Genomic DNA, 23,484 nt, shown 5'->3' with positions numbered 1-23,484 from the left:
CATCCTGCCATGTTCCTTATTTGTTCTCAACCCATCCCCTTGCCCCCAGCCACCACCCCGCTAGGCTTCGCCGGAATCAAAAAGGACCATGCGATGAAACAGATCCGCCTCGGCGTAAGCGACCTGATGGTGTCCGAGCTTTGCCTCGGCACCATGACATGGGGCACCCAGAACACCGAATCCGACGGCCATGCCCAGATGGACATGGCACTGGATCACGGCTGCACCTTCTGGGACACGGCCGAGATGTATCCCGTGAACCCGATCACCGCCGAAACGGTGGGCCGGACGGAAGAGATCATGGGAACCTGGCTCGCCTCGCGCGGTGGGCGCGACCGTCTGGTGATCGCCACCAAGATCACCGGCGAAGGGCAAAAGGCCGTGCGCGACGGCGCCCCCATCACCGGGGCCACCTTCCGCGCGGCGGTGGATGCCTCGCTCAAACGCCTGCAAACCGATGTGATCGATCTTTACCAACTGCACTGGCCCAATCGCGGCAGCTATCACTTTCGCCAGATCTGGGGGTACGACCCCCGCCCGCTGGACAAGGCCGAGGTCACCGATCACATGATCGAAGTGCTGTCCACCGCCGCCGATCTGATCCGCGACGGCAAGATCCGCCACATCGCCCTGTCGAACGAATCCGTCTGGGGCACCGCGCGCTGGCTGCATCTGGCCGAGGTGCACGGCCTGCCCCGCATGATCAGCGTGCAGAATGAATACTCCCTCCTCTGCCGCCAGTTCGACAGCGACTGGGCCGAATTGTCCGTTGCCGAAAACCTGCCGCTGCTGGCCTTCTCGCCCCTCGCCACCGGCCTGCTCACCGGGAAATACGCGGGCGACGTGATCCCCGAAGGATCGCGCCGCAGCCTGAACCCGCTGCTGGGCGGCCGCATCACGCCGCGCGTCTTTCCTGCCGTCGCGGCCTATCTGGGCATCGCCGCGCGGCATGGGCTGGACCCGGCGCAGATGGCGCTCGCCTTCTGCCTGCAACGCCCCTTCCCCTGCATCCCGATCTTTGGGGCCACCACGCTGGACCAGCTGCGCATTGCCTTTGGCGCGACCTCTGTCACCCTGTCCGAAGAGGTGCTGGCCGACATCGCCCTCGCGCATCGCGACCATCCCCAACCCTATTGAGGCGCTCTGCCCCGGCACCCGGGGCTTTGCCCCGGACCCCAGGGTATTTGGGCCAAGATGAAGCCATTGTCTCAAAAACAAGCAGACTCATCCTTGGCCCACAGACCCGGCCGGCGCATCCCGCGCCGCCGATCGTGATGCGGCGGCGCAGGCGCGGGCTTGCATCGCGGCACCGCTTCTGTCCATCTGGCGCAACCCCCCACAGGATGACCGATGCGCCGCGCCTTTCTGACCCTTGCCCTTGCCCTACCCCTGCTGGCCGCCTGCCAGCTGTCGCTGCCCGGCCGCGATCGGCCCATGGCCGAGGCAAACCCGATTACCGGCGGGACCATCACCACCACCCCGCTGGACGCGGTACCCACTGCCTCCGCAACACCCACCGCACCGGCCGCCGCCGTACCGCCAACCCCTGAGGCCGATCCGGCGCAATCGGCATCCGAGATCGCTGCCCCGGCTGAGGCCGCGCCCGCGATATCCGAGACCCTGAAATCCGCCAGCCAGATCGCCTGTGAAGACGATGGCGGCACCTGGGCGCGCGCTGGCGCGGGCGGCGGGATGTCCTGCGTGCGACAGACTCGCGACGGCGGCAAGCAATGCGACAGCAAGACAGAGTGTCAGGGCGAATGTCTGGCCCGGTCGCGCACCTGCGCGCCGATCCAGCCGCTGTTCGGCTGCAACGCCGTGCTGATGGATAACGGGGCCGAGGTATCGCTGTGCATCGACTGATCCTTCCCCTGCTTCTGCTGCTGACCGCCTGCACCGCGCCACCCGCGCAGATCGACGGGTTCCGCAGCAAAGGGCCCATCTATTCCAACGCCGTGCTGGATCTGACCACGATCACCGGGCAATGGACGCAGGTCGCCGCTTTTGCGGGCGACGGGCGCACATGCCGCCCGGGTGGGGCCGAATTCACGCGCAGCGCGGCAGGCCTAGCCGTGTCGGCCCGCCTCTGCCTGAACGGATCAGAGGTTAGCTATCGCGGCCCGCTGGCGGTTTCCGGCCCCGGACGGCTGACCCCCGCCGCTAAGGCCCCTGCACCGCTGAACCGGGAATGGTGGGTGCTTTGGGCCGATGTCGATCTGCGCACGCTGGTCATCGGCACGCCGGATGGCAGCTTTGGCTTCATCCTGAACCGGGGCGGCCCCTTGCCGCCCGACCGGCTGGCCGCCGCGCGCGATATCCTTGACTGGAACGGCTATGATGTGGCCCGCCTGGCCACCTTTCGCTGACCCGGCCGCCGCGCGTTAACCTTAACGGCGCGTAAACACCCCGCCCGCCGCGTGCATACCGGTTGCTGCACAGCCCGCTGCACTGGGCGCTGCACTGGGCGCTGCACCGGGCGCTGCCGAAGCCGCTAAGCCAGATCGCCACTCCGCCACAGCGTTAACCCTAACGATCGCTTACCGCAGAATGCGCGCCCGCAGCCCGCGCAGATGCCCCGGCACATCGCGGGCGCTGAAGGCCGCTTCCTTCACCAGCCAGTCGAAATGCTGGCTGATCTGTTCCACCCGCGCCGTATCGCGGAACGCCAGATAATGCCGCCCCAGATAGACCACCGCCAGCAGCGGGCCAAAGATCGTGACCGGCGCGGAAAACACCCGTCGCGCATCGAACAGATACAGCCGCAGGGACGGATAAAGCTGTTCCGTCAACAGGATAAGCCGGTCCATCTGTTCCGCCCGGATGCGCGCGGGCAGGCCTTCATAATAGCCCGCACCATCGGCAAAGGCCGCCAGTTCATGCAGCGGCAAGGCGATTTCATAATCCGACCGCGCGTTGCGCATCCATTGCAGCCGGTCCTCGAACGCGCCCAGCGCCTGTTCGGCGGTGCGGCCCAGCTGCGGGCGGTATTCCCATTCCACCATCGCCCGCGTTTTCAACATGTCGGGCAAGGTCGCCGGAACATGGCGGATCTTGTATCCCGCCGCCTCGCGGTGCCAGCCAAAGATCGCCTCATCCATCAGCGCGCGGGGCGCTTCTGTCACCGTCAGGCTTGTCGCCAGAAGATCGGCAATCGGCTCCGGCCTGCCCGTCAGCCCCAGCAGCCAATCGGCAGAAATGCCCAGAACCTGCGCGCAATCCGCCGCAAGCTGGGCATTGGGCAGCCGCGTGCCGGGGGCCAAAAGCTGCGACAGGGTGGAACGGTCCACCCCCGCCGCCCGCGCCAGCGCCGCCCGCGTCATGCCGCGATCCGCCATCGCCTCGGCCAACCGGGCGCGGAACAGATCAGCCCGGTCGCGCTTGTCCATTTTAAGGGCCAATGGTGATTTTCCTCACCAAAAGTGATAATATGTTGCCTATCCTCTGAATTCCTCTGCCAGAACGCAAGTGATATCGGTGAATCCAATCAGAACAAAGACTTGGGAAACACCCGACCTTGCGCAGCGACGCCCCAGCCATCGAATGGCCGACCCTTCTTCTGCTTGCCGCCACCTATGGGGCATGGACGCTTGGCACCACAGTCGCCTTTGGCCTCTCACCTCTCCTTGGCATCCTCCTGACGGGCATCGCCATCGCGCAATTCTCCTCTCTCCAGCATGAAATCCTGCACGGCCACCCCTTCCCGTCACGCCGGGCGAATGAGGCGCTGGCCTTTCCCGCCCTGACCCTGACAGTCCCCTATGGCCGCTTCCGTGACACGCATCTCGCCCATCACCATGATCCGGTCTTAACCGATCCCTATGACGATCCCGAGTCGAACTATCTTGATCCGGTCGTCTGGGCGCGGATGCCCACATGGCTCAAGCTGCTGTATCGTTTGAACAATACGCTGTTTGGGCGGGTTGTGGTGGGATCGATCCTGGGCAATCTGCGCTGGCTGGTCACGGAATTGGCCGGGCTGCGCAGGGGTGATGCAGGCCTGCGGCGCGACTGGGCACTCCATATGGGTGGCTTGGCGCTGGTGGTGGCCTGGCTCTGGGTCGCGGCCATGCCATGGTGGGCCTATCTGCTGGCCGCCTGGATCGGGCACGGCCTGCTCAAGATCCGCACCTTCCTCGAACACCGCGCGCATGAATCCGCCCGCGCCCGCACCGTGGTGGTCGAAGATCGCGGCCCGCTGGCGCTGCTGTTTCTGAACAACAACCTGCACGTCGTCCACCACATGCACCCCAACGTGCCATGGTATCGCCTGCCTGCCGTCTATGCTGCCAACCGCGATCACTATCTGCGGCGCAATGATGGCTATGTCTACCGCTCCTACCTCGATATCTTCCGCGCCTACCTGTTTCGCGCCAAGGACCCGGTCCCCCATCCGCTGATGCCCGATGGCCCCGACCGCGCCGCCTGATCTCGCCGCGCCGGGGCAAAACCGGCAAATCTTGCGCGACGGATCGGTGGGGTTGCCCTTGGCTCTGGCCCTCGCCCCGCACCCGCGCTAAACAGCGCGCGCATCGGGACGAAAGGCGCGCAAATGGCACGGATTCTGATCACCTCGGCCATCCCCTACATCAACGGGATCAAGCATCTGGGCAACCTCGTGGGCAGCCAACTGCCCGCCGACCTGTTCGCCCGCTACATGCGCGCCCGCGGACATGAGGTGATGTTCATCTGCGCCACCGATGAACACGGCACCCCCGCCGAACTTGCCGCCGCCAAGGCCGGCAAAGCGGTGGAGGTCTACTGCGCCGAGATGCATCAGGTCCAGAAAGACCTGGCCGCAGGCTTCCGCTTGTCCTTCGATCACTTCGGCCGCTCCTCCAGCCAGCGCAACCACCGCCTGACCCAGCATTTTGCCGGCAAACTGGCCGAGAATGGCCTGATCGAGGAAGTGTCGGAAAAGCAGGTCTTTTCCATCGACGACAACCGCTTCCTGCCCGACCGCTACATCACCGGCACCTGCCCGAATTGCGGCTATGAGGCCGCGCGCGGCGACCAGTGCGAAAACTGCACCAAACAGCTTGATCCGACCGATCTGATCAATCCCCGCTCGTCCATCTCCGGCTCCACCAATCTGGAGGTGCGCGAAACCAAACACCTCTTCCTGCGCCAGCGCTCGCTGCGCGACAAGCTGGAGGCCTGGATCGATTCCAAAACCGATTGGCCGATCCTGACCACCTCAATCGCCAAGAAATGGCTCAACGACGGTGACGGCTTGCAGGATCGCGGCATCACCCGCGATCTGTACTGGGGCATCCCGGTGAAAAAGGGCGATCAGCCCTGGCCGGGGATGGAAGGCAAGGTCTTCTACGTCTGGTTCGACGCCCCCATCGAATACATCGCAGGCACCGCCGAATGGGCCGATGCCAATGGCCTTGACGATGCCGCATGGGAACGCTGGTGGCGCACCGACAAGGGCGCGCAGGACGTGACCTATTACCAGTTCATGGGCAAAGACAACGTCCCCTTCCACACCCTGTCCTTCCCCGCCACGATCCTCGGGTCGGGAGAGCCGTGGAAGCTTGTCGATTACCTGAAGTCCTTCAATTACCTCAACTATGACGGCGGCCAGTTCTCCACGAGCCAAGGGCGCGGCGTCTTCATGGATCAGGCGCTGTCGATCCTGCCCGCCGATTACTGGCGCTGGTGGCTGCTCTCACACGCCCCCGAAAGCTCCGACAGCGAATTCACCTGGGAAAACTTCCAGGCCTCGGTGAACAAGGATCTGGCTGATGTGCTGGGCAACTTCGTCTCCCGCGTCACCAAATTCGCCAAGTCCAAACTGGGCGAGACCGTCCCCGCAGGCGGTGATTTCGGGCCCGACGAAACCGCGCTGATCGCCGATCTGGGCGCCCGCATCCGCGACTATGAAACCCTGATGGGGCAGATGGAGGTGCGCAAAGCCGCAGCAGAACTCCGCGCCATCTGGGTCATCGGCAACGAATACCTCCAAGCCGCCGCACCTTGGTCCGCCGTGAAAACCGATCCCGCCCGGGCCGAGGCGATCGTGCGCCTGTCGCTGAACCTCATCCGCGTCTATGCCATCCTGTCGCAGCCCTTCATCCCCGATGCCGCCGCCGCCATGATGGCAGCGATGGGGTCGGACGATTGGACATGGCCCGAAGACACCGCCGCCGCCATGCGCGCGCTGCCTGCGGGGCATGATTTCAGCGTGCCGGAAAACCTGTTCCGCAAGATCACGGATGAGGAACGCGCCGACTGGCAAACGCGCTTCTCCGGCGTCCGCGCCTGACCCTTTCTTCTCTGCGAAAATATCCTCGGGGGGAGGGTCGCGGCACGCGGCCCGTGGGGGGCGGAAAGCCCCCCTCCCCCATAGCCAAAGGAACCACGCGATGACGCTCTCGACCACCCATTTCGGCCGCACTGGCCGCGCTGTCACCCGCATCGGCTTTGGCGCCTGGGCCATCGGCGGCAGCTGGGGCGACGTGTCCGAGGCGGATGCCAAGGCCACGCTCCACGCTGCCCTAGATGCAGGCATGACCTTCATCGACACCGCTGACGTTTATGGCGATGGCCGTTCGGAACGGATCATCCGCGACGTGCTGTCGGACCGCGGCGGCGACCGCCCCTATGTCGCCACCAAGGCCGGCCGCCGCCTGTCGCCCCATGTCGCGGCAGGCTACACGATCCAGAACATCGAAGCCTTCATCGACCGCAGCCTGACCAATCTCGGCATCGACTGCCTCGATCTCGTGCAACTCCACTGCCCGCCTTGGGACGTCTACTACACCCCCGCCCTCTTCGACGGGCTGGAAGATCTGAAGGCCAAGGGCAAGATCGCCAATTGGGGCGTCTCTGTCGAAAAGGTCGAAGAGGCGCTGAAGGCCATCGAATATCCCGGCTGCACCTCGGTTCAGATCATCTACAACATCTTCCGCCAGCGACCCGCGACCCTGTTCTTCCTCGAGGCAAAGGCGCGCGGCGTGGCCACCATCATCCGCGTGCCCCTCGCCTCGGGCATGTTGACGGGCAAGATGACCAAGGACAGCACCTTCGCCGCTGACGATCACCGCGCCTTCAACCGCCATGGCGAGGCGTTTGACATGGGCGAAACCTTCTCCGGCGTTCCCTATGATGTGGCGCTGGCCGCGGTGGACGAACTGCGCGCCCTCGTTCCCCAGGGCGCAAGCATGGCGCAATTCGCCCTGCGCTGGATCCTGATGGAAGATGCCGCAACCGTCGTCATCCCCGGCGCGCGCACGGCGGCGCAAAGCACCGCCAATGCCGGGGCCGATGCACTGGCCCCGCTGCCCGCTGCCACGATGGACGCCTGCCGCGACATCTATCAGCGCCTTATCGCACCCCACGTCCACCAGCGCTGGTGATGACCGTTGCAGGGGGGCTTCACCCCCCTCGTCGCTTGCGCTCCTCACCCCTGAGGATATTTGAACAGAGAAGATAGGGGCAGGGTTTTGCCTTATCTTCTCTGCGGAAATATCCTCGGGAGAGGTCCGGAGAGGGCAGACAGCCCTTTCCGGGGCCGGGGCCGCAGACGGACCTCTGCCGGTTATCGACCCGGCCCGATCACTCCTCGCCGGGCAGTACGCGCACCGCGCCCTTGTCGGCCGATGCCGCAAACAGCGCATAGGCCCGCAGCGCCTGGCTCACCTTGCGCGACCGGGGCTTGGCGGGTTTCCAGCCCAGCTTGTCCTGCTCGGCGCGGCGGGCGGCCAGTTCGGCCTCGCTGATGCGCAGGTTGATGGTGCGGTTGGGAATGTGGATGTCGATCATGTCGCCCTCGCGCACCAGCCCGATTGCGCCACCCGACGCGGCCTCGGGGCTGGCATGGCCGATCGACAGGCCCGATGTCCCGCCCGAAAAACGGCCATCCGTCAGCAGCGCGCAAACCTTGCCCAGCCCTTTGGATTTCAGATAGCTCGTCGGATAGAGCATCTCCTGCATCCCTGGCCCGCCCTTCGGCCCTTCATAGCGGATCACCACCACATCGCCTGCCTTGACCTCGTTGTTCAGGATCGCGGCAACGGCGGCGTTCTGGGATTCATAGACCTTGGCCGGCCCGGAGAAGACGAAGATCGACTCGTCCACGCCCGCCGTCTTCACGATGCAGCCGTCCAGCGCGATATTGCCTTTCAGCACCGCCAGACCGCCCTCTTTGGTAAAGGCATGCTCGACCGACCGGATCACACCCTTTTCACGGTCAAGGTCCAGCTCGACATAGCGCTTGTCCTGGCTGAACGCGGTGGCGGACCGCACATTCCCCGGCGCCGCCTTGAAGAACTTGCGCACGCTTTCATTGGTGGTGCGGCTGATATCCCAATGATCCAGCGCCGCGCCCATGGTGGGCGAATGCACCGTCACGCAATCCCGGTTCAAGAGGCCCGCCACATCCAGTTGGCCGAGGATCGCCATGATCCCCCCCGCGCGGTGGACATCTTCCATATGCACATCCTGTTTGGCCGGGGCCACCTTGGACAGGCAGGGGATGCGGCGGCTCAGCCGGTCGATATCGTCCTGGTCAAAATCGATCCCGCCCTCATGCGCGGCGGCAAGGATATGCAGGATGGTGTTGGTCGACCCGCCCATCGCGATGTCCAGCGCCATCGCATTCTCGAACGCCGCCTTGTTGGCCACATTGCGCGGCAGGATGCTGGCATCGTCCTGTTCGTAATAGCGCTTGGCCAGATCGACGATCAGATGCCCCGCCTCCACGAACAGCCGCTTGCGGTCGCCATGGGTGGCAAGGGTGGATCCGTTGCCGGGCAACGACAGGCCCAGCGCCTCGGTCAGGCAGTTCATCGAATTGGCGGTGAACATGCCGCTGCACGATCCGCAGGTCGGGCAGGCGGCTTTCTCGATCTCCTCCACCTCGGCATCGGTATAGGATTCGTCCGCCGCCACGACCATGGCATCCACCAGATCGAGTGCGATTTCCTTGCCCTTGATGATGGCCTTCCCGGCCTCCATCGGCCCGCCCGAAACAAAGACCACCGGAATGTTCAGGCGCATCGCGGCCATCAGCATGCCGGGGGTGATCTTGTCGCAGTTGGAAATGCAGACCATCGCATCGGCGCAATGGGCATTGACCATGTATTCCACGCTATCGGCGATGATCTCGCGCGATGGCAGCGAATACAGCATCCCGTCATGGCCCATGGCGATGCCGTCATCCACCGCGATGGTGTTGAACTCTTTCGCCACGCCACCCGCCGCCTCGACCTCGCGCGCGACAAGCTGGCCCAGATCCTTCAGATGCACATGGCCCGGCACGAACTGGGTAAAGCTGTTGACGATGGCGATGATCGGCTTGCCGAAATCGCCATCCTTCATCCCCGTCGCGCGCCAGAGGCCACGGGCCCCGGCCATGTTGCGGCCATGGGTGGTCGTGCGGGAACGATAGACGGGCATAGCGGCTCCTCCGGCTGACATGTCAACGCGACATGGCATTCACGCCTTTGCGGGTCAAGGGAAGGACCCGTCAAATAAGGCCGCGACCTGCAAGATTCCGCATCAAGGCCGCTGTGCCAAAGGTCCATTCCGGCGCTTCGGTCGCCAGCCGCACCGTATTGGTCAGCGCCCCAAGCTCTGGCGCGGCGATGGTCACCACATCGCCAAGGTGATGGGTAAAGCCCTGCCCCGGTGCGCCCCGATCCTGCACAGGCGCGAACATCGTGCCGCAATACAGGACGAACCCGTCCGGATATTGATGATGCCGCCCCCGCGCCTGCCCCACCAGATCGGCCGGATCGCGGCTGATCTCGGCCATGGAGGACCGGCCTTCCAGCACGAACCCGTCTTCGCCCTGCACATGCAGCGACAACTCGATCCGCCGCACATCATCCAGCGAGAAACCATCATCAAAGATACGGATGAACGGCCCAAGGCTTGCCGCCGCATTATTGTCCTTAGCCTTGCCAAGCAGCAGCGCCGACCGCCCCTCGACATCGCGCAGGTTCACGTCATTGCCCAGCGTCGCGCCCACGATCCGGCCCGTGGAATCCACCGCCAGCACCACCTCGGGCTCGGGGTTGTTCCAATGGCTGACGGGGTGCAGCCCCACGCTCGCGCCCCAGCCCACCGCCGCCATCGGCTGCGCCTTGGTGAACACCTCGGCATCCGGGCCGATCCCGACCTCAAGGTATTGCGACCACAGCCCTTCATGCTGCAACAGCCGCTTGACCTCGGCCGCCTCATCAGATCCCGGCACCAGATCGCGCAGGCTGTCACCGATCACCCGCGCCACGCGGCCCCGGATCGCATCCGCCCGGCCCGGATCTCCGCCTGCGCGTTCCTCGATCACCCGTTCGATCATCGACCGCGCGAAGGTTACGCCACAGGCCTTGATCGCCTGCAGATCAACCGGCGCGATCAGCCGCGTGATCCCGCCCGTCCCTTCCACCGAAGCCTGGGCCAGCGCCTCCAGCGATCCGATGCTTTCGCCGGCGATTCCTGCCACAAAGGCCCCGATATCGGGCTGTTCCAACACATCGCGCATCGTTGGCGCCTCGCGCGTGGTGATATCCACCACCTCGCCGCCCCGCACCACAACCACCGATGGGCCAATCCCGCGCCGCCAAACGCGGCCGACGAAGAGGCCCTCTTCCGGCAGATTCAGCATACATTCCCCCCAAGACTCTCCGGTCCTCGGCGACATGTTTGCGTAAACAATGCGCCAAGGGCAAGCCGTGCTGATGCAAGATCAGGTGCGACTTTCGGTCAATCCGGCTGCCGCCTGGTCACGCCCTGCGGCGCCGCCTCTCAGGCCGGCTTGCGCGGCCGCGCCACATCATTGGCGCCCTCTTCCTCGGGGCCCAGACCATAGCTCATCCGCTTCATCTGCGCGATGACCCGCTCCATCTCCTCCTCCGGCAGCACGGGCGGTTCGCCCAGCGCCAGCGCCTGCACATACATGCGCGCCAGCGTCTCTACCTCCACCGCCATCCACAACGCGCCCTCCAGCGTGGTGCCAAGGCTGATCTGCCCATGCTGGCCCAGAAGGCAGGCCATCCGCCCCTCCAGCGCCTCGATCGCCGCATCCGACAGCGCCTGCGTGCCAAAGGTCGCATAGCGCGCACAGCGCAGCGTGTTGCCCCCCATCACGCCCACCATGTAATGAAAAGCCGGGATCGTGCGGTGGTGGCAGGCAACCGATGTGGCAAAGGCCGAATGGCAATGCAGCACCACATTCACATCCGGTCGCGCCTTCAGAATGTCGCGATGGAACCGCCACTCCGACGATGGCCGCCGCCCTGCATAGGTGCCGTCCCACCCCATCTCCACCAGATCGTCCGGCTCCATCCCGTCATAGGGCAGCGACGACGGCGTGATCAGGAACCCGTCGCCAAACCGCACCGACAGGTTGCCCGCCGTGCCCTGATTGATCCCCGTCTCGTTCATCTTGCGGCAGGTCCGCACCATCTGTTGGCGCAGGGTCAGTTCGGCATCGGTCATGTCATGGCTTCCTTGGCAAGCGCGCGCCAGCGCGCGACGTAATCTGTTAGGTCGGGCAGCCCGGGCAGGGGCTGCGGTTCGGTCAGGTGCAGGGGCGGCATCACCTCACCCTGCGCACACAGGGCTGCGGCCCCAACGGCAATGCCATAGCTTTCCGCATGGGTCCGCGTTTCGCGCCCCGGCCGCAACGCAGCCACCAGCGCGGCAAAGGCCGGATCGCGCAGGAAACTGCCATCCAGAATCCACGGTCGCTCCGCGTCCAGCCGATTGCCGCATTCCAGCGTCAGAAGCGCTACGTACAGCACCGCAAGCGCCAGCCGCTCTGCCGCGCCCTCGGGCGGTGGCCCGACGATCCGCCCTTTGCCCGCAGTGCCGGGAAACTGCCCTTCACTCGGCCCAAAAGCGGGCAGCGCCATCGTTCCCCGCACGATCAGCCGCGCCAGCACTGCCGGATCGGCCCGCGCGCCCTCGGGTTGCGTCCCGGCCAGCACCGCATAATCCCGCCCGCCCATCGTCAGCGCGCCCCCCACCGGTGCACCGCCGACATCGGCGTTCAGCGTCATGCCAAAGCGCGGGTCCAGACGTTCGGGCGCGATCCGGTCGGCGATGGCGACGATCCATGTCCCCGTCGAAATGACGCAGATGCCGTCCAGCCCCGCCGCGCGATAGCGGTGGAAATTGGCCGATGAATCATGCACCCCCGCATGGACCCGCATCTGCGGCACCCCACGCGCCACCAGCGCCGCACGCACCGGACCCAGATCATCCGATGCCCGCGCAAAGGGCGGCATCAGCCGCCCCCAGCCCCGCGCCGCCACAATGGGCGACCACCGCGCCCGCGCCACGTTCCACAGATGCGACTGCGCACCCAGGATCGTCACCTCGCTCACCGCCACCCCGCTCAACCGCCACGCCCAGTATTGCGGGATGCCAAGGCACCACCGCGCGCGGGTAAATTCGGCAGGCCTGTCGCGCGCGGCCCAGAACATCTGCCGCGCCGCATGGCTGGCCCCCATCATCATGGCCGATCCCCGGTCAAGGAAATCCCCGGTCAAAGGGGCATATTCCGCGTCCAGCCCTTCGGGCAGGGACTGCTCATAATCCATCATCGGCAGCACGGCCCCGTCGCCGCCCGCATCGGGATCATCCCCCACCAGCACCGCACCCGACCCGTGGCCAGACGCCACGAACCGCGCCAGCGGATGCCGTCGCCCCAGCGCCGCCAGCCCATCGATCACCCAAAGGTTCAGCGCCTTTAGGTCATGGTGTTGCCAGGGCGGCCCCGGTAAGACCGGGTTCGGCGTCGTCAATGTCTCAAGGACGTGCCCCTCGGCATCACAGGCCGACAACTTCACGTTGGATTTGCCAACATCCAGAACCGCGATGCTGCCCGGCCCCGTCATGCGCTATCCGTTCACCAGCCGGAAATCCGCGTTCTTGCTCTCGGCCATCACGAACCGCCCGTTCGGCAGGTCATTGCCATCCAGCTTCCAGGCAATCTCTTCAGGCGTCAGGTCATAATGCCGCCACCGTGCCGTCAGCCGCGCACGCAGTACAGGCTCCGGCACATCGACCAGCACCGCCACATCGAACAACGGCCGCAGCCGCGACCATGGCTCTTGCCCCAGCAGCAGATAATTCCCCTCGACAATGATGACTGGCACGTCGGCGGAAATCATCCGCGCCCCCGCCCGCGCAATCTCGATATCGCGGTCAAAGACCGGAACGGCGACGAAATCCTCATCCCGCGCCCGGATGCGGCGCAGCGTGTGATAAAGCCCGCCCACATCAAACGTCTCCGGCGCGCCCTTCCTTGGCCGCAGCCCCGCCGGCACCAGATGCAGGTCGTCGTAATGGAACCCGTCCATCGGCAGCACTGCCGCCATTGCCGCCTGCCCTGCATTCAGCCGGTCCACCAACCCTTCGGCCACGGTGGACTTGCCCGATCCCGGCGCCCCGGCCAGTGCCGCGATCACGCGCCCGCCCCCCGCTGCCTTTTTCACCAACAGCGCCGCCAGCGCGTCCATGTCGATAAAGGATGCCGTCACCTTGCCCCCCGGATCAGCCGATCCCACCCGCCGCCATACCGCAGCAAGCGCGCGCCCTTGTCCATTCCCCCGAGCAAGATTTTCAGCACAAGATTTTCCGCACCGGGCCGCAGCTCACCCCGGATCCCGGGCAGCGCCCGTGCCCCCGCACCGCACCCCGCAATGCAAAAGGGGTGGGCCTGCGCCCACCCCCCCCGCCTGCAGCGCGGTCGTGATCTCAGTAGTCCAGACGCTGGCTCAGGATCGTGTTGGTGGCCGCGTCGACATACATCTCGACCCGCTTGCCTTCCGGGGTGATGACCTTCATCTCCACCACCGTTCCATCCTCGCGGTCGATCTCCAGCACTTGGTAGCCACGCGTTTCCCAATCGGCCACCACTTCGGTCAGCACCGGCAGGAGCACACCGTTCTGCGAGCCATAGCCCGCCCCGTTGCCGCCCTTGTCGTCATAGCCGACATCGTCGCTGCCATGGCCGCTGGTATCGCCGCCATTGCCATCGCTGGTGCTGTCGCCATTGCTGTCGCTGCTGCTGCCGCTGCTGTTGCCACCGTTGTCATCGCCACCCCGGTCGTCGCTGCTGCTGCTGCTGCCGCCCCGGTCGTCGCTGCCCCGGTCATCGCTGCCCGCAAAGGTCGGCGTCGGCACCGATGCCAGCGACAGCGCCCCCACCACGGCCGCAACCATGGCGATGCCCATCGAAATGTGTCCAGCACGGTTCAGGTCTTTGGCGTCCATTGGTTCATCCTCTCGTTTTTCAATTGCCCCAACTCTCGGGATGGACCAGCTTTGACATGAGTCGTCTGACAGCCTCCTGACCGGACCTGTCAGCCAATTGTCAGCTTCCATCCGGTACATCGCGTGCATGACCCGCTATTCCTTCCTCCTCCTCCTCGCGATCCTGAGCGTCGCCACGCCCGTCTTCGCCAAGGACGGCAGCGATGATGGTGGCGGCAACAGCGGTAGTGACAGTGGTGGTGACAGTGGTGGTGATGACAATGGCGGCGACAGCAACGGCGACGACAGCGCCGATGACGACGACAACGACGACGATGACAGCGACCGCGCCCGCGCGGGCGTGTCCTCCGGGGCGATCCTGCCCCTCGCGGCCATCTTGGGCGGGGTCGAAAACCGCTTCGGTGCGCGCATGATCAACGCCGAACTTCACCGCAAGAGCGGCCGCCTGATCTATGAACTGGAACTGATCACGCCCGCAGGGCGGGTTCTGGGCGTGTCGGTCGATGCTGCCACGGCGCGTGTCATCCGGATCAATGACTGATGCGCGCCCTTGTCGTCGAAGATGATAGCCGCATCGCGGATATGGTCTCCACCGCCCTCACCGCCGCCGGCTTCCGCGCCGAAACCGTGACCGATGGCGAAACCGCATGGTTTCAGGGCGGGACGGAAGATTACGATCTGGTCATCCTCGATCTGGGCCTGCCCCGGCTGGATGGCCTGACCCTGCTGAAACGCTGGCGGGCCGAGGGGCGGGGTTTCCCCATCCTCATCCTCTCCGCCCGTGGCACATGGTCCGAACGCGTCGAAGGGATCGAGGCCGGGGCCGACGACTACCTTCCCAAACCCTTCATGGTCGAGGAAATGACCGCCCGCGCCCGCGCCCTGATCCGCCGCGCCGCCGGGCAGGCGCAGCCGCTGCACCACATCGGCGGCCTTGCCATCGACCTTAACCGCATGACCGTGCAGCGCGACGGCCTGCCCGTCGCCCTGACCCCGCTGGAATTCCGGCTCCTGTCCTATCTGCTTCTGAACCGCGACCGCACGGTTCCCCCGACCGAACTGCTTGACCATCTCTACGGCACAGAAGACGGGCGCGAGGCGAACGCGGTCGAGGCTGTCATCACCCGGATGCGCCGCAAACTTGGGTCCGCCGCCATCGAAACCCGGCGCGGCTTTGGCTACAGGCTGGGCGGCGATCCATGACACGCGGCTCCCTGCGCCTGCGTCTGGCGCTGGCGGGGGGCCTGGCCCTCATCGTCACGCTGATCGCGGCGCAATTCGGCCTGTCGATCCTGTTCAACCGCCATGCCGAACGCGCCATCGCCACCGATCTGGCGGATCTGTCGGATTACCTCGTCGTCACGCTCGACCCTGCCCCCGATGGCAGCCTGACGCTGGCCACCCCGCCCCCTGACCCGGCATTCAACCGCCCCTATTCCGGCCGCTACTGGGCGGTGTCCGTGGGCGATCAGACATGGTCCTCGCGATCACTGTGGGATTTCACGCTCACCCTGCCCCCTGCCCCGCCGCCCGGCGCGGGCGTTCTGCTTACCCTGCCCGGCCCGCAGGACACCGCGCTTCTTGCGCTGGACCGCACCGTCATCCGCCCCACCCCGGCGGGTGAAAAGCAGGTCCGCATCACCACCGCGCTGGACCGCGCGCGGATAGATGCCGCCCGCGCCGCCTTTGGTGCCGATATGCTGCCTTGGCTTGCTGTCCTTGGACTGACAATCCTCGCCGCCGGGGCCGTCCAAATCCGCGTGGGCCTTGCCCCGCTGGCCACACTGGGCCAGCGCCTGCAATCCCTCACCTCCGGCGCGCAAGACAGGATCGGCGACAGCGTGCCGCAGGAACTGGCCCCGCTCGCGCGCCAGATCGACCACCTCCTCGATGCCCGCGCGACCGAGATTGACCGCTCCCGCCGCCGCGCCGCCGATCTGGCGCATGGCCTGAAAACCCCGCTGCAGGCCCTGCTGGGCGACGCCGCACGCCTGCGCGACACCGACCGCCAGACCGAGGCGGCGGGGATCGAAGCCGTGGTCCGTTCCATCCGCCTGCAAGTCGACCGCGAACTCACCCGCGCCACTCTGGCAGGCGGCACCCCCGGCACCACCGCCGATGCCGCCCGCGCCCTGCGCGGTGTGGTGGCCGTGCTGCAACGCACCCCACGCGGTGCAGCGCTTGTCTGGCAGATCAACGCCGCCGAAGGCCTCTCCGCCCGCATCGACAGCGCCGACCTGACCGAGGCGCTGGGCGCGCTTCTGGAAAACGCCGTGGCCCACGCAAAGGCGCGCATCACGCTCACCGCCCGGCGCGACGGGGCCGAGATCGTGATGACGCTTCAGGATGACGGGCCGGGAATGCCACCGGATCAGATCGCCCGCCTGCGCCAACGCGGCCAGCGGCTTGATACGGCAGGTCCGGGCAACGATGGCAATGGTCTGGGTCTGGCCATCGCGGATGAAATCCTGACCCGCGCCAAGGGGGAACTGGCCTTTGACAGCAAAGGCAGCGGACTGCGCGTCACCCTGCGCCTGCCCGCCGCCACCTGACGCAAACCGCAGGTGGCATCAGCCCGTTTTCCGCCAGCTCTGCAAAATACGTCTGCGAAAAGCACCCGCCGCCCGTTCCGTTCCGGACCGCGCCTCAGCAGATGTCAGTGGATCGGTTCACCCAGGCGGCACTGCAACAGCGCCACGAACTTTTCCCGAAACTCCGGTTGGCCTGACAGAATCGTCATCACCTCATTCGCGCCCCAACCGCCGACATCGACCCGTCCGGTCTGGGCCCATTGCCCGATGAGTGTCTGAAGCTCCGTCAAATCCCGGTCGTACATCTGTGTAAAATCCGTCTTTATTTTCTAAATGTTAATATATGTTAACAGCACCAAAGACAATGGACACAGCCCTCCCGAAAAGGGCCGAGACCTTGGTCGCCCTCACCTTGGACCATTGGCCTCACCGCCCCACGAACTCAAAGGCAAAGCGCAGCGCTGCCCCTTCGGGCGGGGGCGGAAAGGGCGCGGCGCGGCGGATATGGTCCAGCGCCACACGGTCCAGCGCCTCAGATCCCGACGATGATACCACCGCCACCCGCCGCAGCCCGCCATCGGCCCCGATCTCGAACCCCACGACGACCACCCCCCGCTCGGGCGCCTTTTGCCGCCGCAGCCGCGCGATCTGGCGCATCACCTGATCGCCATACCGCGCCGCCGCCTGTCCGCCCGCAACTCGACGCTCCTGCGCAGGCCGCGCCGCCTGATCCGATCCCGCCGCCTGCGCAGGCGCAGCCGCGCTCGGCGCGCGTTGCTTGGCTTCAGCCTGCGCCTCCGTCTCCGGCGCGGCGGGCCGCGCAGCCTCGGCCGGTTGGACCTCATCTCTCGCACGCTCAGGCTGCGAACGATCGGGCCGCGCCACCGGGCGCGGGCTCTGCGCCATGGTCAACGGCGGCGCTTCCGGAGGAGGCGGGGCCGCCGCCATCACAGGCGGTGCTTCCGCCTGCGGCAGGTCCATCGCAGGCGGCAAATCCGGGCGCGGCATGGCCACCGGTTCCGGCATCGCAGGCAGGTCAGGCGTGGCCTCGGTCAGCGGGGCCTCCGGCTGCACAGGCGCGGCCATCGCCACTGCGGGCGGTTCCGATGGCAATACCGCCGACAGCGGCACCACCCCCACCGACAGGTCCATCGCCACCGCCTCTACCGGCCCCGCGCCCGCCGTACCGGGCGCAGCTCGCAAGGCCGCCACTGCCGCACCGGCAAACAGTGCCGCCGCGACCCCTGCCGCCGCCGCCCACCCCGCCAGATCGCGCCCCCGGTTGAACTGGCCGCTCATCCCCCTGCGGCCTCCTTGGCCACCAGCGCCACCTTCATCCACCCCGCATCGCGCAGCGCATCCAGCACGGCCATCACCTCGGCATAAGGCAGCGCGGCATCGCCCCGGATCAGCACCGCCCGCCCGCGATCCCCGTCGCTTGCCGCCTCCAGCGCTGCCGCCAACCCCTCGCGCGCCACGGCCACATCGCCCAGAGACCACGCCCCCTCTGCCGTCACCGTCAGCCAGAGGGGGTCCGCAACCCGCTCCGCCGGCGCGGCGGAACTGGTGGGCAGCGTTACCGGCACATCCACTGTCGACAGGGGGGCCGCCACCATGAACACGATCAGCAGCACCAGCATCACATCGATGAACGGCGTGACGTTGATTTCCGCCGCAACGTCATCCTCATCGCCATCGCGCGGAAACCCCCCGCTCATGCCGCCGCCCTCCGGTCCAGATCGCGGCCCAGCAGCACCTCCAGCGCCACCGCCACATCCGCCATCGCTTGCCGCAGGCCCGCAATGCGCCGTTGCACCGCGTTATAGACCACCACCGCCGGGATCGCCGCCACCAGCCCGAACCCCGTCACCAGCAACGCCTCGGCAATCCCCGGTGCCACAACGGCAAGGTTCGTCGTCCCCTCTGCGCTGATCGCCAGAAAGGATGACATGATCCCCCACACCGTCCCGAACAGCCCGATGAAGGGCGCCGTCGCCGCCACCGTGGCCAGCACCCCCGTCCCGCGCCGCAGCCGCGCCGCATCGCGGCCTGCGATCCGCTCCACCCGCGCGCGCACCCGTTCCTTCACGCCCGCGGGCCCCGCCTGCGCCAGCACGGGCAAGGCCAACGCATATTCCTCCACCGCCGCCGCCGCCATCGCCGCCCCCGCGCAGCGCCGCCCCGCCAGCATCCGCGCCGCCTCGTCCAGCGTGCCCGCCCCGCCCAGCGACAGCAGGCTCTGGCGCAGCCGGTGCCCCGCCAGCCACAATTCCCCGGCCTTGAAGACCAGCACCGTCACCACTGCAAACAAGCCCAGCGCCAGCACAAGGCTCACCCCCTGCACCACCCAATGCGCGGCAAGGATCATCTCCACCACCGGCACGGGCGCGTGCAGCGGGGGCGCAATGCCCGCAAGGGGGGTCAGGGGGGCGGCATCGCCCCCCTCTTGCGCCAAGGCAACCCCCGGCACCAAGGCCAGCCCCACCAGCCCCCGCATCAGAACGCGATCCGCTTGGCAACCGACAGTTTCGCCGTCCGCCCCGCCGCATTGTCCAGGCTCAGGTTGTTGCGATAGGCCCGGTCAAACACATTCTCGACCGACAGGTTCACATCCAGCCCCGCCAATGGCCCCTCCTCGGGTGACCAGGTCAGGAACACATCATGCGTGTCATATGACGCGCCCGTCGTGGTGGCGGATGACGTGCGGATCTTGTCAAAGTAACTCGCCCGCCAGCCCACCGTCAGCCCCTGATCGGGCAGCTTGGCCCCCAAGGTCAGCACCACATTCTCCGCCGGCGTGTCCGGCAATGTCAGCCCCGTCGCCGCGTTCTTCGATTTCACGTGGGAATAGGCCAGTTGCGCGAACCACCGCTCCGCATCATAGGCGGCCTCCACCTCGGCCCCCCACAACTCCGCCGCCGCGATGTTGGAAAAATACGGCACCGCAGGCCCGCCCGCCACGCGCGGTGTGGTGGCGATCATGTTTGTCAGATCGTTGTGAAACGCTGTCACCTTCATCTGCAAACTGTCGCCCTCGGCCAACAGCCCCTCTCGCTGCCAGGTAAAGCCCAGCTCCACCGTATCCGCCTCTTCCTTCAGCAGGTTCAGGCTGGGTGTCCGCGCCGGCAAGGCCCCCGCCGCCTCGCTGGAATACAACTCATCCAGCGTCGGCATCCGCTCTGTCCGCGCCAGCGACCCAAAGATGGCAAAGCTGTCGCTCAGCTCATACATCGCCGCGATCTTGGGCGACACGGCGGTGTCCTCTTGTGCCAACGCCCCCGCTGCCACCGCCGCCGCACCCGGCGTCTGCTCGCCCATATCGACGCGCAGGCCCGGAATGATCGTCAGCCGCTCGCCATAGGTGAACTCGCCCTGCGCATAAAGGCCGACCCGCCGATCCGACCCCTCGGGGTGGAACCCCAAAGCCCCCAGCGACGATGTCGCGCTGCGCTCCTGCTCTGACACCTGCACCCCGACGGTCAGGTAATTCTCCCACGCTCCCGCGCTCAGATCGGCGGTGTTCTCCAGCTTCAGCGTGGTGGTCGCATAGCCATAAGAACTGTCGCACAGAACCTGAAACGTCCCCGGCGCGCAGGACGCGCCCAGCGAGAAATTCTCCTTCTCCACGCTCGTATCGGTAAAGGACAGCTGCGCCGTCACATCCAGCAACGGGTTGTCGCGGAACTCATGCCGCCAGGCCAGTGTCAGCGTGTCATCCACCGCATGCATGTCATGCAGGCCAAACGCCCCCACCGTCGCGCCCCCGGTCTGCGCCACCGGCGTGCCGTCCAGATCGCTGTCCGTCCGCGACAGGCTCAGTGTCAGGCTCTGCTCGTCATCTGCCCCCAGATACCACTTGCCCTTCACCAGCCCCGACCAGCCGTCATAAGCCGTCCCCGCCAGCCGGTTGCCTGCCCCGTCCACCTTGTCATTCCCGGTGGTGACGTTGAACCCGGCCAGATATTCGGCACTGCCCGCCCGCGTGGCGGAAATGATGCCCAGCTTCACCCCATCGCCATTGCTGTCATAGGTGCTGGAAAAGCGCAGCGCCTGCGTCTCGCCCTCCTCCAGAAAATCGCCGGCCTCCTTGGTGGTGAAATTCACCGCCCCGCCAATCGCCCCCGACCCGTACAGCGTCGAAGATGCAGGCCCTTTCAGCACCTCCACCCGCTTGTACAGGTCCAGATCGCCCAGAAACGACCCCATCCGATAGCTTTCATAAAACTTCGGCGCGCCATCCACCGTCACGATGATGCGCGCCTCGGATGCGGTCTGCTCGCTGTTGCCGATGCCCCGGATGTTGAACGCCTGCCCCAAGGGCCGGGCCGATGCCCCCGCGCCTTGCACGCCCGGCACCGCCTTGAACAGATCGCCGATGGTGGCAGGCTGATCGCGTTCCAGTTCTTCAGCCTCGATCGTGCTTACCGCTTGCGGGGTGTCGATGGCCACCTTCGCCGTCCCGGTGCCAAGGATGATGCGGCCCAGAACCTGAAAAAACCCCTCATTCTCCTGCGCGGCGGCAGGCCCGGCGCAGATCAGGATCAAAGGCACGGAACACAGAAGCTGCGCCCTCTGGGCACGGGTGCGGATCGGCATGGATAACCCCTTTTGTCTTTGTTTTTCTGAAGGGCTGGCCGGGCGGATCGCGTGGCTGGCGGCAGGTCGGTCCGCCGTGGCGGATATTCCGACTTGATCTGTCAGGAAATGGCTTCTAGAAAGCCTGACTGTAACTGTCAAGTATCCGCGAAACCTGCCCGATCCTTGATCCACGCGCACCAGCCCCGGCCCCGCCGACCGCCAGACGCGCCCTTTCCTGTCTGGAGCATCCCATGGCTGACGGCCAATCCCCCCTGCTGACCCCCGCCGACCTGCGCGCCCTGCGCGCGGCAAACCCTAAGGCCCGCGCCCGCGATCTCGCCCATGCCCATGGCGTGACCGAGGCCACGCTCGTCGCCGCCCATGTCGGCCACGGGGCCGTGGCCATCGACGCCACACCCGACCGTCTTTTCCCGCTGATCCGCGATCTGGGGGATGTCATGGCGCTGACGCGCAACGAATCCTGCGTCCATGAACGGCGCGGCGTCTATTCCGATTACCGCTCCGGCCCCCATGCCGCGATGGTGCTCGACCCCGAGATTGACCTGCGCATCTTCCCCGACCACTGGACCCACGCCTTCGCCGTAGTGGATCAGGCCGAAGATGGCCCGAAACGCAGCCTGCAAATCTTTGATGCGGCAGGGGACGCCGTCCACAAGGTGCATCTTAAACCCGAATCGAACGCCGATGCCTTCGACAGCCTCACCGCCACGCTCGGCCTGCCCGACCAGCCGCAATCGCTGATCCTCGCGCCCCGCATCCCGACCGAAAGCCCCCGGGGCAATCCTGCCCGCGCCGATGATCTGCGCCGCGACTGGGACGCGATGACCGACACGCATCAGTTCAACACCCTCACCCGCAGGCTGAAGATGAACCGTCTGGGTGCCTACCAACTCGCCGGCCAACCCCGCGCCGAACGTATCGCGCCGGACAGCATCACCCGCGCTTTGCACGGCGCCGCCGATGCCGCCATCCCGCTGATGATCTTCGTGGGCAATCAGGGCTGCATCCAGATCCACGGCGGCACCATCGCCAAGGTCGTCCCCATGGGGCCATGGATCAACGTCATGGACCCGCGCTTTAACCTGCACCTGCGCAGCGATCACATTGCGCAGGTCTGGCGCGTCTGGAAACCCACCCGCACGGGCGATGCCAACAGCATCGAGGCGTTTGACAGGGACGGTGGCCTGATCCTGCAAATCTTCGGCTATCGCAAGGATGCCGCCCCTACCGCATGGAACGCCTTCATCGCCACGCTGCCCGCTGTCGAAGGGGTGCCCGCATGACCTTCCGCCTCTCTCTCACCCTCGCGCTTGCGCTTGCCACCCCGGCCTTCGCCGATCCCGCCCAACGCGTCCTTACCCTCGGTGGCTCTGTCACCGAAATCGCCGTCGCCCTCGGCGCACAGGACAGGCTGATCGGGCGCGACAGCACTTCCACCTTCCCGCCCTCAGTCATCGCTCTTCCCGATGTCGGCTATTTCCGCGCCCTCTCGCCCGAAGGCGTGCTCGCCCTGAACCCCGACTTGATCCTGTCGGAATCCGGCGCAGGCCCGCAGGAAGCGCTGGATGTGCTGAACGCGGCAGGCATCCCCTTCACCATGTCCGGCCCCGACACCTCCCCCGATGGCCTGATCGCCAAGATCACCACCATCGCCAACGCGCTCGACCTGCCCGACGAAGGCAAGGCCCTCGCCGCCGACGTGGCGCAAGGCCTCCAACAGGCCCGCGCCCGCGCCGCCACTGTGGAATCCCCGAAACGTGTCCTGTTCATCCTGTCGCTGCAAGGCGGCCGCGTCATGGCAGGCGGCGAAGGCTCATCCGCCGAAAGCATCATCGAACTGGCAGGCGGCATCAACGCAGGCATGGGGTTCGATGGCTACAAGCAGATCACGGATGAGGCGGTCCTGACCGCCGCCCCCGACGTGATCCTGATGATGGACCGTGAAGGCGACCTCGCCATCAACAACGACATGGTGCTGGCCCATCCCGCCCTGTCGCAAACCCCCGCCGCCAAGACGGGCGCAATCCTGCGCATGGATGGCCTCCTGCTGCTCGGCTTTGGCCCACGCACCCCGCAGGCCGCCGCAGATCTACACGCGCTCCTCTACCCCGGTCAGGGCTAGGCG

The 23,484-nt window shown here is 66.3% G+C and carries 23 protein-coding genes; 11 read left to right on the top strand and 12 right to left on the bottom strand.

Features of this window, described 5'->3' with window-relative positions:
- The first annotated feature begins 93 nt into the window (after positions 1-93).
- From RSE12_06750 to RSE12_06740, 3 genes are all read left to right on the top strand, one after another.
- Positions 94-1,137, top strand: a complete 1,044-nt coding sequence (locus RSE12_06750; protein WRH64026.1) for an aldo/keto reductase — start codon at positions 94-96, stop codon at positions 1,135-1,137.
- A gap of 213 nt (positions 1,138-1,350) precedes the next feature.
- Positions 1,351-1,863: a hypothetical protein gene (locus RSE12_06745; protein WRH64025.1), complete on the top strand. Its 513-nt coding sequence runs from the start codon at positions 1,351-1,353 to the stop codon at positions 1,861-1,863.
- Positions 1,851-2,366: a lipocalin family protein gene (locus tag RSE12_06740; protein WRH64024.1), complete on the top strand. Its 516-nt coding sequence runs from the start codon at positions 1,851-1,853 to the stop codon at positions 2,364-2,366. Before RSE12_06745 ends, RSE12_06740 begins: the two co-directional genes overlap by 13 nt.
- Positions 2,367-2,537: 171 nt before the next feature.
- On the opposite strand, the gene RSE12_06735 is transcribed toward RSE12_06740, so the two are convergent.
- The gene (locus tag RSE12_06735; protein ID WRH64023.1) at positions 2,538-3,398 is read right to left on the bottom strand and encodes a helix-turn-helix transcriptional regulator; all 861 of its coding nucleotides are present in this window, start codon (positions 3,396-3,398) and stop codon (positions 2,538-2,540) included.
- 116 nt (positions 3,399-3,514) lie between these two features.
- On the opposite strand from RSE12_06735, the gene RSE12_06730 reads away from it, so the two are divergent.
- From RSE12_06730 to RSE12_06720, 3 genes are all read left to right on the top strand, one after another.
- Positions 3,515-4,426 carry a fatty acid desaturase gene (locus RSE12_06730; GenBank protein WRH64022.1) on the top strand — a complete coding sequence of 304 codons (912 nt, stop codon included), beginning with the start codon at positions 3,515-3,517 and terminating at the stop codon, positions 4,424-4,426.
- 123 nt (positions 4,427-4,549) lie between these two features.
- Positions 4,550-6,268 (top strand): methionine--tRNA ligase, encoded by a 1,719-nt coding sequence (metG, locus tag RSE12_06725; protein WRH64021.1) that lies wholly within the window; start codon positions 4,550-4,552, stop codon positions 6,266-6,268.
- Positions 6,269-6,368: 100 nt separating this feature from the next.
- Positions 6,369-7,361, top strand: a complete 993-nt coding sequence (locus tag RSE12_06720; protein WRH64020.1) for an aldo/keto reductase — start codon at positions 6,369-6,371, stop codon at positions 7,359-7,361.
- A gap of 199 nt (positions 7,362-7,560) precedes the next feature.
- On the opposite strand, the gene ilvD is transcribed toward RSE12_06720, so the two are convergent.
- The 6 genes from ilvD to RSE12_06690 form a co-directional block, all read right to left on the bottom strand.
- The gene (gene ilvD / locus RSE12_06715) at positions 7,561-9,402 is read right to left on the bottom strand and encodes a dihydroxy-acid dehydratase (protein WRH64019.1); all 1,842 of its coding nucleotides are present in this window, start codon (positions 9,400-9,402) and stop codon (positions 7,561-7,563) included.
- A gap of 70 nt (positions 9,403-9,472) precedes the next feature.
- A complete protein-coding gene (locus tag RSE12_06710; protein ID WRH64018.1) occupies positions 9,473-10,612 on the bottom strand; it encodes a fumarylacetoacetate hydrolase family protein in 1,140 nt (379 codons plus the stop codon).
- A 140-nt stretch (positions 10,613-10,752) separates the two neighbouring features.
- On the bottom strand, positions 10,753-11,445 hold the full coding sequence (locus RSE12_06705) for a class II aldolase/adducin family protein (GenBank protein WRH64017.1): 693 nt from the start codon (positions 11,443-11,445) through the stop codon (positions 10,753-10,755).
- Positions 11,442-12,848, bottom strand: coding sequence for a hypothetical protein (locus tag RSE12_06700; GenBank protein WRH64016.1), 1,407 nt, complete (start codon positions 12,846-12,848; stop codon positions 11,442-11,444). Before RSE12_06700 ends, RSE12_06705 begins: the two co-directional genes overlap by 4 nt.
- Before the next feature lie 3 nt (positions 12,849-12,851).
- Positions 12,852-13,493, bottom strand: coding sequence for a nucleoside/nucleotide kinase family protein (locus RSE12_06695; GenBank protein ID WRH64015.1), 642 nt, complete (start codon positions 13,491-13,493; stop codon positions 12,852-12,854).
- A 217-nt stretch (positions 13,494-13,710) separates the two neighbouring features.
- Positions 13,711-14,229 (bottom strand): PepSY domain-containing protein, encoded by a 519-nt coding sequence (locus RSE12_06690; GenBank protein WRH64014.1) that lies wholly within the window; start codon positions 14,227-14,229, stop codon positions 13,711-13,713.
- 127 nt (positions 14,230-14,356) lie between these two features.
- On the opposite strand from RSE12_06690, the gene RSE12_06685 reads away from it, so the two are divergent.
- Genes RSE12_06685 through RSE12_06675 form a run of 3 tightly spaced genes read left to right on the top strand, consistent with a single transcriptional unit; the run spans position 14,357 to position 16,781 of the window.
- Positions 14,357-14,770 carry a hypothetical protein gene (locus RSE12_06685; GenBank protein ID WRH64013.1) on the top strand — a complete coding sequence of 138 codons (414 nt, stop codon included), beginning with the start codon at positions 14,357-14,359 and terminating at the stop codon, positions 14,768-14,770.
- Positions 14,770-15,432: a response regulator transcription factor gene (locus RSE12_06680; GenBank protein ID WRH64012.1), complete on the top strand. Its 663-nt coding sequence runs from the start codon at positions 14,770-14,772 to the stop codon at positions 15,430-15,432. Before RSE12_06685 ends, RSE12_06680 begins: the two co-directional genes overlap by 1 nt.
- Positions 15,429-16,781, top strand: coding sequence for a HAMP domain-containing sensor histidine kinase (locus RSE12_06675; GenBank protein ID WRH64011.1), 1,353 nt, complete (start codon positions 15,429-15,431; stop codon positions 16,779-16,781). Before RSE12_06680 ends, RSE12_06675 begins: the two co-directional genes overlap by 4 nt.
- Before the next feature lie 104 nt (positions 16,782-16,885).
- On the opposite strand, the gene RSE12_06670 is transcribed toward RSE12_06675, so the two are convergent.
- The 5 genes from RSE12_06670 to RSE12_06650 form a co-directional block, all read right to left on the bottom strand.
- On the bottom strand, positions 16,886-17,065 hold the full coding sequence (locus RSE12_06670; protein WRH64010.1) for a hypothetical protein: 180 nt from the start codon (positions 17,063-17,065) through the stop codon (positions 16,886-16,888).
- Positions 17,066-17,186: 121 nt separating this feature from the next.
- Positions 17,187-18,059: a TonB family protein gene (locus RSE12_06665; protein WRH64009.1), complete on the bottom strand. Its 873-nt coding sequence runs from the start codon at positions 18,057-18,059 to the stop codon at positions 17,187-17,189.
- On the bottom strand, positions 18,056-18,478 hold the full coding sequence (locus RSE12_06660; GenBank protein ID WRH64008.1) for a biopolymer transporter ExbD: 423 nt from the start codon (positions 18,476-18,478) through the stop codon (positions 18,056-18,058). Before RSE12_06660 ends, RSE12_06665 begins: the two co-directional genes overlap by 4 nt.
- Entirely contained in the window at positions 18,475-19,257 is a 783-nt protein-coding gene (exbB, locus tag RSE12_06655; protein ID WRH64007.1) for a tonB-system energizer ExbB, read from the bottom strand. The genes RSE12_06660 and exbB overlap by 4 nt, the downstream gene beginning before the upstream one ends.
- Entirely contained in the window at positions 19,257-21,356 is a 2,100-nt protein-coding gene (locus tag RSE12_06650; GenBank protein ID WRH64006.1) for a TonB-dependent receptor, read from the bottom strand. Before RSE12_06650 ends, exbB begins: the two co-directional genes overlap by 1 nt.
- A gap of 233 nt (positions 21,357-21,589) precedes the next feature.
- Between RSE12_06650 and RSE12_06645 the strand changes: the two genes are divergently transcribed.
- Together RSE12_06645 and RSE12_06640 are read left to right on the top strand one after the other, a co-directional pair.
- Positions 21,590-22,642 (top strand): ChuX/HutX family heme-like substrate-binding protein, encoded by a 1,053-nt coding sequence (locus RSE12_06645; protein ID WRH64005.1) that lies wholly within the window; start codon positions 21,590-21,592, stop codon positions 22,640-22,642.
- Entirely contained in the window at positions 22,639-23,481 is an 843-nt protein-coding gene (locus RSE12_06640) for an ABC transporter substrate-binding protein (protein WRH64004.1), read from the top strand. The genes RSE12_06645 and RSE12_06640 overlap by 4 nt, the downstream gene beginning before the upstream one ends.
- The last annotated feature ends 3 nt before the right edge of the window (positions 23,482-23,484 follow it).

The organism is Fuscovulum sp., assembly GCA_035192965.1.
Lineage (GTDB): Bacteria > Pseudomonadota > Alphaproteobacteria > Rhodobacterales > Rhodobacteraceae > Paragemmobacter.
The sequence above is the reverse complement of the archived record's forward strand: the minus strand, read 5'-3'. Positions and strand labels throughout refer to the sequence as shown.